This is a genomic window from Robiginitalea sp., from assembly GCF_049588695.1.
GTDB lineage: Bacteria > Bacteroidota > Bacteroidia > Flavobacteriales > Flavobacteriaceae > Robiginitalea.
In genome coordinates this window covers 1-7272 of sequence record NZ_JBAVZJ010000607.1, presented here as the reverse complement: position 1 = coordinate 7272, position 7272 = coordinate 1, and the positions used below count along the sequence as shown (strand labels likewise).

Genomic DNA, 7272 nt, shown 5'->3' with positions numbered 1-7272 from the left:
TTTTTCGCAAGGGTATCCAACTGGCCAATGGCCTGAACAACCGCATCAGGCAGTGTATATCCTTTTTCACGAATAGAGATTGTATCGGGTATTTTACCGGATCCTGTTTCAATCACCTGCTGGGCTTCCTCATAGGCAAGGCGGTGATCCGAATGTGTTACCGTTCGGCCAAACCACTGTTTTTGTATACGGACTTCCCCGTCTAATTCAAAAACAGCTGAAAAGGTGAGTTTATCTTCTTTAGGACGCAGGGAGCACGCGTTATTGGAAAGGACTTCAGGTAACATAGGGACTACCCGGTCAACCAGGTATACACTGGTAGCCCTGTCGTAGGCCTCTTCCTCTAATATAGTGTCGGGAAGGACGTAATGGGATACGTCCGCAATATGGATGCCCACTTCAAAGTTCCCATTTTCAAGCGTTCTGAAGGACAGGGCATCGTCAAAATCTTTGGCATCCTTCGGATCTATGGTAAAAGTGAGGATGTCCCGCATATCCCTGCGTTTATCTATTTCCTCCTGATAAATACGCGTATCGAGTTGGTTTGCATAGTGCTCCACCTCCAAAGGAAACGAGTACGGTAAACCGTATTCGGCAAGGATAGAATGCATTTCCGTATCGTGTTCTCCGGGTATTCCCAGAACTTGGGTCACCCGCCCATAAGGGCTGTCTGCATCGTCCGGCCAACTCTCTAAGGAAACCAGGACCTTTTCGCGGTGTTTGGCATTGGACAACTGGTCCAGGGGAACGAAGAAATCGGTATACATACGGGAGTCCGAAGGGCGGACAAAAGCAAAGGTTTTGTAGAGATCCACAATACCCACAAAAGCAGTCTTATGACGCTCGAGAATCCGCGTTATTTTTCCTTCTTTACGGTTTCCCTTTTTCTTTTGGAATAACTGCACCTCGACCGTATCCTTGTGAAAAGCTTTATTAAGGTTAGGAAAACTGACGAATATATCGTCCTCTAGTTCTTCTGTGGTTATATACGCATTTCCCTGGGTGTTCACATCTACCTTCCCGGTATATACTTCAGGAACATAGAGGGCTTTATACTTGCCCGTGGATACCTCCAGGATTCTTTTTTTCTCCCCGAGTTCAGAAAGTCGTTTAATTAAAAAATTACGCCCCTCTGAATCTGTTATCCCGAGCTTAGATGCAATTTGTTTATAGTTGAAAGGTTTTGTGGGTTCCGCCTCCAGTACGGTAAATATCCCTTTGGTGATTTCGTTTTTAAAATGGTTTTTCGCCCGCTTTTTCTTCTTCGACATCCACGATTTAGTTTGAAGCAAAATTACGAATTATTCTTGCGGCAATTCGGAATCAATTCTATTCAGGGAATTATTAACTAATCAACAGCTTATATTATTTTATAATGTTTATTATTTAATTAAAAGAAAATATGATCATTATGATAGCTTGTGAATAGCGGTATAAAAAATACAGCAGATAGTTGCATTTCTTGTTATAAAGGAAATATTGACAAGAACTGATTATATAAAGAATCAGTGAATCAATACATTAAAACCTTTATCAACATACCCTTCCTGGAGAAGTGAACATTAAAATATGAACAAATAAAACAATATTTAAGGTTCATATCCCACGTGGAAATGTCAGTAAGTCATGAAGCTATTTTTATAAATACCATTTGCTATTTGCACCTGTAAATCGTAATGGGGTATTCATCCGGTTTATACAAGTAGAATCCTTTAATTGTTATTGACCATTTATAAACAATCTCTTAAAACCGCAGGGGCTGCAATCCCTTTGTTTTGGTATTTCTGAATTCGTGAAATGTTCATTAAATTTAATAAAGGGGATTCCTGAAGAGGTTTGTACCTTTATATCAAATCCTTAAATAAGGCAAAATGAATATTTCTATCGGCAATGATCACGCGGGTACCGAGTACAAATTAGCCATCGTTGGATTATTAAAATCAATGGGCTATGAGGTGACTAACAGGGGAACAGATAGTTCGGATAGTGTGGATTATCCGGATTTTGTCCATCCGGTATCGGAAGACGTAGCCCGGGGTGACTCAGATTTTGGAATTATTATTTGTGGGAGTGGCAATGGTGCGGCCATGACGGCAAATAAGCACCAAAAAATCCGGGCGGCACTATGTTGGAATAAAGAATTGGTTGTTTTAGCCAGAACCCACAACGATGCTAATGTTCTCAGTCTACCTGCGAGGTTTATCGCCATTCCCCAGGCACTGGAAATGGTTAAAGTGTTTTTAAAAACCGAATTTGAAGGCGGCAGACATGCCCGCAGGGTAGAAAAAATACCATGCGCATAGTTTTGCCCGACTTTTACGATTAAGCTAGCCAATACGCCGATGGGCCATACACACCATCACCACAACCACCACAGTCACGACCTCAAAGGAAGGAACCTGTTCATTTCCATAATCCTCAATGTGGTCATTACCCTTGCCCAGGTCATTGGGGGTATTATTTCAGGCAGCCTGGCCTTGTTGTCAGATGCGGTTCACAACCTCAGCGACGTGATTTCCCTGATAATAAGTTATGCCGCAAATACCCTCGCCCATAAGCAGGCTTCCACCAACAAGACTTTTGGCTATAAACGGGCGGAGATTATTGCCGCCTTCGTCAATTCGGCAACCCTTATCATCGTAGCCGTCTTTCTGATAAAGGAAGCCATTGAGCGGTTTTTGGACCCCCAGGGGGTGGGGACGGGTATTGTAATTGCTATGTCGGTACTCGGGATCCTCGTCAATGGGTTTAGTGTACTCTTGTTAAAATCAGATTCGGACAGGAATATGAATATGCGCTCTGCATATCTGCATTTGTTTACAGATATGATGGCTTCTGTAGCTGTGCTTGTGGGGGGAATTCTGATGTATTTTTTCGGTTGGTTCTGGATCGATCCCTTACTGACTCTGATAATAGCCCTGTATCTTATTTATATGGGATACGAGCTTTTGAAAAATTCCACGAGGGTACTTATGCTTTTTACCCCTGCCAGCATAGAGGTTAAGCAGATTGTAAAGGCCATATGCGCACTGGGCCCCATTGAGAATGTGCATCACGTCCACATCTGGCAACTCAATGAGGATGAGTTGCATATGGAAGCCCATATCGATTTTAAGGAGGATATCGCCTTATCTGAATTCGATAAGATCCTGGTGGACATTGAAAAACTCGTTTATGAGGAGTTCGGCATTAACCACGTTAATATTCAGCCGGAATTCGAAAAGTGTGACAGTAAGAATATAATTGTTCAGGATTGAAATGCGAGTAGAAATAAAACCGTTTAGTGGGCTGAATCTTCAGGAACTCTATGCCGTACTTAGGTTGCGTTCAGAGATATTTGTGGTCGAACAGCAATGCATTTATCTGGACATGGACGGGAAGGACACTCAGGCCCTGCATGTGCTGGGATGGAAAGGAAGTGAATTGTGCGGGTATTGCCGTGTGTTCCGGCCGGGAGATTATTTTAAAGAAGCGAGTATTGGAAGGGTGGCTGTACCTTCGCAGTTCAGGGGTAACGGATACGGGGCGCAACTAATGGAATTTACCATACAGGCGATAGAAAAAGAAATAGGGGACTGCCCGATTGCCATTTCTGCCCAGGCCTATCTTCAACGCTTTTACGAAGAATTGGGATTTAAACCCGAGGGGGAATTATACAAGGAGGACGGGATACCACATATTCGAATGGTATTGACGGCCCAATAATCTACCCAATGCGAAAACCTCAGGTAATTTTGATAGGATCTTTACTTCCGAGGTTCAATTCATTCAACATGGTATCGGTAAACTTGTAGTGTCCCCGAAATGTAATGATTCTAAAGCGCTCGGATTTCATACGGCTGAGGGTATCCAAAAAGAGCCATTTTGACTTTAGAAGGGTAGGTTTCTCAGACTTTAAACTCAGGTCAAAAAAATAGTTCACACCGTTCTTTGACGCAGTAATATCAGGGGTTACGGAGTTCCCTGAACTCTTTTTGAGATAGGACTTTGGGCTTTCATATCCTGTCATATCCACCTTGATATCTCCAAACCCACGAGCCTCAAGATGCTCTACTGATTTTTGAAGGAGGTCCTGATTCTCCTTTTTTTCCATTTTTATCATGTCATAAGATAAAAAAAAACAGCGGATTACCAAATATTAAGGCTGGATTAACTCATAATTAATTCTTTAAAAATCAGTCCTTTATTTGAATTTCAACCACCTTTCCGAGACGAATGGATGCGTCTGCTGCGAGTACAATTTTTAAGCTGTTTACCGCATCCTTTAAATGATCGTCCAGATCCAACCCTTCCCGGATCGCATTTAGAAAGAATTCCTGCTCGAGACGACAGAGGCCGTCGTGGTCAGGTTCATTCTCGATTTGTATAAAGGCATCCGGGTGTAAAAACCGCCCTTCCCCATCGACAATATTATAATGTCTTTGCAGAACGCCGGTTTTCGTATGCCCTTCTATATCGTCGGATTCCCCTTCGGGAACTTCCGAAATAGACACAGAACCCTCAGGGCCGATAACATCTTTAATAAAAAACGCAGTTTCGCTCATCATAGGCCCCCAGCCGGCCTCGTACCACCCGATAGAACCATCGTCAAAGCGCACCTGTAACTGCCCGTAATTGTACATCCCTTCCGGGATTTCGTCTGTCAGCCGGGCTCCTATGGCCTGGACGCTTACCGGTCGGGCCCCGGTCATCATACACATGATATCCACATAATGGACACCGCAGTCCACCAAAGGCGACATACTGTTCATAAGTTGTTTATGGGTGTGCCATTGCAGTCCGGAACTCTGCTGGTTCAGGTTCATGCGCATCACCAGGGGTTTTCCCAATTTCTGAGCGATTTGTACAAACCGCATCCAGGCCGGATGCACCCTGAGGATATACCCGACCATCAATACCTTCCCTTTTTCGTGTGCAAGTTCCACTAATTCTTCAGCCGCCTCAACAGTGGTGGCGAGGGGTTTTTCCACAAAGACGTGGCAGTTTGCCTCGAGGGCTTCCCGGACTAACGGGGCGTGGGAATCCGGATAGGTATTAATAGAAACTGCATCTACCTCCGAATTTTCAAGGGCTTCCTGCAGACTCGAAAACGTGGGATAACCCCCTAAAGCATCCGAGAGACGCTCCCTGCTTTCTTCAGACCGACTCACCAACCCGGCAATGTCAAAATCCCTTAATTCACAGTAGGCGCGCGCATGGCTGCTTCCCATATTGCCACAACCGACCACGAGTATTTTAACAGGTTTGTTCATAATTTGAGTGCAAAAGCGATGATTTTATTACCCTTGGGGGTCCCTAATTTTTCTCCCCCGCAGGCCAGGGCAATATACTGAACCCCGCCCACCTCGTAGAGGGCCGGAGTCGCAAAAGCGGGAGCGGGAAGCCGGTATTCCCAAAGGAGTGCTCCGGACCGGCGATCAAACGCCCTGAAATATCCGTCTTTGGTCGCGGCGATAAACAACAGGCCGTTTTCGGTGATTACCGGCCCCCCGTAATTTTCAGTTCCCGTCGGGTTCCCGTCAGGAGTTTCAATGCCCGGAGTATCCCCAAGGGGAACACTCCACAAATACTCCCCTGAATTCATATCTATAGCATGGAGCGTCCCCCAGGGCGGCGTTATGGCGGGATGCCCGTCAGCGTCGAGAAACTTCGAATATCCCGTATGCTGATAGGGTACAGCAGGGGCCGCTGTATCCGGGGGCAGGGCTTCGGACACTTCGGTTTTACCCATTACCTGTGAGTCTGTTTCCTGATTCAGGAGAAAACGAAGAAGGGCCTTTTTCTCAGTAGCCGAAATTTGAGGAAACCCGGGCATCATTCCTTTCCCGCGTACGAGCAGCGCCTCGAGTTCGTTCGCCGTTATCCGACCCTCCAGCTCGAGCAGGGAGGGAAACCCGCTGGCCGGAACCCCGGAACGGTCGCTTTGATGACAGACGACGCAGTGTTTGTTGTAGACCGACTCCCCGGGGCTGCTATAATTCACTTGATTTACGGGAGCCATCTGAAGAAACCAGGGCATTTCGTTGGAGTTTACATACAAAACCCCCTTGTCCGGGTCTGCTCCGGCACCCCCCCACTCGGCGCCCCCATCGTAACCGGGTAAAAGCAAAACCGGATCCTTCCCGGGAGGGCGGTATTCCCTTTTATCCGCGCTTAAGAATATGCCTTTTAATTCCTCCCGGTTGGGGGCAAATGGACTGATATCACTGGTGTCCAGCATATGGGCCTGGCGGGCAAAAGGTTTTGGTTTTTTAGGAACAGGCTGGGTGGGCCAGGCCGTTTCTCCATTGAGATCGGAACCTGGGAAAGGCCGCTCTTCAATTTCAAAGAGGGGCTCCCCGGTAATGCGGTTAAACAGGAAGACATACCCCTGTTTTGTGACCTGAGCGACTGCGGGAACTTCTTTCCCATCCCGCGTTACGGTCAACAGGTTTGGGGGGGCAGGAGGATCCCGATCCCAAAGGTCGTGATGTACAAATTGAAAGTGCCATTTGTAGGCTCCGGTGTTTGCATCCAGGGCCAGCAGGCTGTTGGCAAACAGGTTTTCTCCTATGCGATCCCCCCCATAAAAATCAGGGGCTGCTGAACCCGTGGGGATATAGAGTGTTTCCAGTCCGCCATCGACGGCCATTCCGGCCCAGTTATTGGCTCCGCCCACCGTCGCGTTGAGATAGGTCTGAGGATCTTCCCAGGTCTCATGCCCGGGCTCACCCGGATGAGGGATCGTGTGAAATACCCATTCCAACTCGCCGGTTCTTACATTAAAGGCCATGACATCTCCGGGAGCCGCCCCGACCGTTTCGGCCACGCGAAGGGGCATGATGATCAGGTTTTTATAAATGGCGCCTGGCGTATTTGAAATCACAAATTTGGAACGGGCAGACTCGGGCATTCCGGAGCGCAAGTCGATTTTGCCCCCCGCCCCAAAGGATTGGACAGGTTCCCCGGTAAGGGCATTCAGGGCGTAGAGTTCCGGCCCTACGGTATAAAAGATGCGTTTGTCTTTCCCTTCCGACCAGTAGCTCACCCCACGGCTTGTGGAGGCTGCCTCATTCAGGGCATCTCCAAAGACCCAAAGGGCCTCCCCGGTTCGCGCATCCAGCGCAAAAGCTCGCAGGGAGGCCGACACCCCGAAGAGGATGGAATCCACAACAATCGGGTTCATTTGCATCTGACCGGAATCCTGCAGGGCGTGTTCCCAGGCTAGGGTTAAGGAACCGACGTTCTCAGGGGTAAAGGCATTGAGCGTACTGAAATGTGAGCGGCCCGGAT

Annotated in this window: 7 protein-coding genes; 3 read left to right on the top strand and 4 right to left on the bottom strand. The window is 47.3% G+C overall.

Translation table 11 applies throughout. The features are described from left to right. On the bottom strand, positions 1 to 1271 hold a 1271-nt coding region (locus WBV75_RS13895; RefSeq protein ID WP_424121183.1), incomplete at its 3' end, for a ribonuclease R family protein. A gap of 600 nt (positions 1272 to 1871) precedes the next feature. On the opposite strand from WBV75_RS13895, the gene rpiB reads away from it, so the two are divergent. From rpiB to WBV75_RS13880, 3 genes are read left to right on the top strand one after another with little or no spacing between them, the layout of a single operon-like run. Continuing rightward, a complete protein-coding gene (rpiB, locus tag WBV75_RS13890; RefSeq protein WP_424121182.1) occupies positions 1872 to 2303 on the top strand; it encodes a ribose 5-phosphate isomerase B in 432 nt (143 codons plus the stop codon). A gap of 39 nt (positions 2304 to 2342) precedes the next feature. Further along, a complete protein-coding gene (locus WBV75_RS13885; protein ID WP_424121181.1) occupies positions 2343 to 3257 on the top strand; it encodes a cation diffusion facilitator family transporter in 915 nt (304 codons plus the stop codon). A 1-nt stretch (position 3258) separates the two neighbouring features. Next, positions 3259 to 3705, top strand: coding sequence for a GNAT family N-acetyltransferase (locus WBV75_RS13880; RefSeq protein ID WP_424121180.1), 447 nt, complete (start codon positions 3259 to 3261; stop codon positions 3703 to 3705). A 19-nt stretch (positions 3706 to 3724) separates the two neighbouring features. Here WBV75_RS13880 and WBV75_RS13875 read toward each other — a convergent pair whose 3' ends face one another. From WBV75_RS13875 to WBV75_RS13865, 3 genes are all read right to left on the bottom strand, one after another. Next, on the bottom strand, positions 3725 to 4102 hold the full coding sequence (locus tag WBV75_RS13875) for a hypothetical protein (protein WP_424121179.1): 378 nt from the start codon (positions 4100 to 4102) through the stop codon (positions 3725 to 3727). A 73-nt stretch (positions 4103 to 4175) separates the two neighbouring features. Further along, the gene (locus WBV75_RS13870) at positions 4176 to 5252 is read right to left on the bottom strand and encodes a Gfo/Idh/MocA family protein (protein ID WP_424121178.1); all 1077 of its coding nucleotides are present in this window, start codon (positions 5250 to 5252) and stop codon (positions 4176 to 4178) included. After that, on the bottom strand, positions 5249 to 7272 hold a 2024-nt coding region (locus WBV75_RS13865), incomplete at its 5' end, for a PQQ-binding-like beta-propeller repeat protein (protein WP_424121177.1). The genes WBV75_RS13870 and WBV75_RS13865, both read right to left, overlap by 4 nt.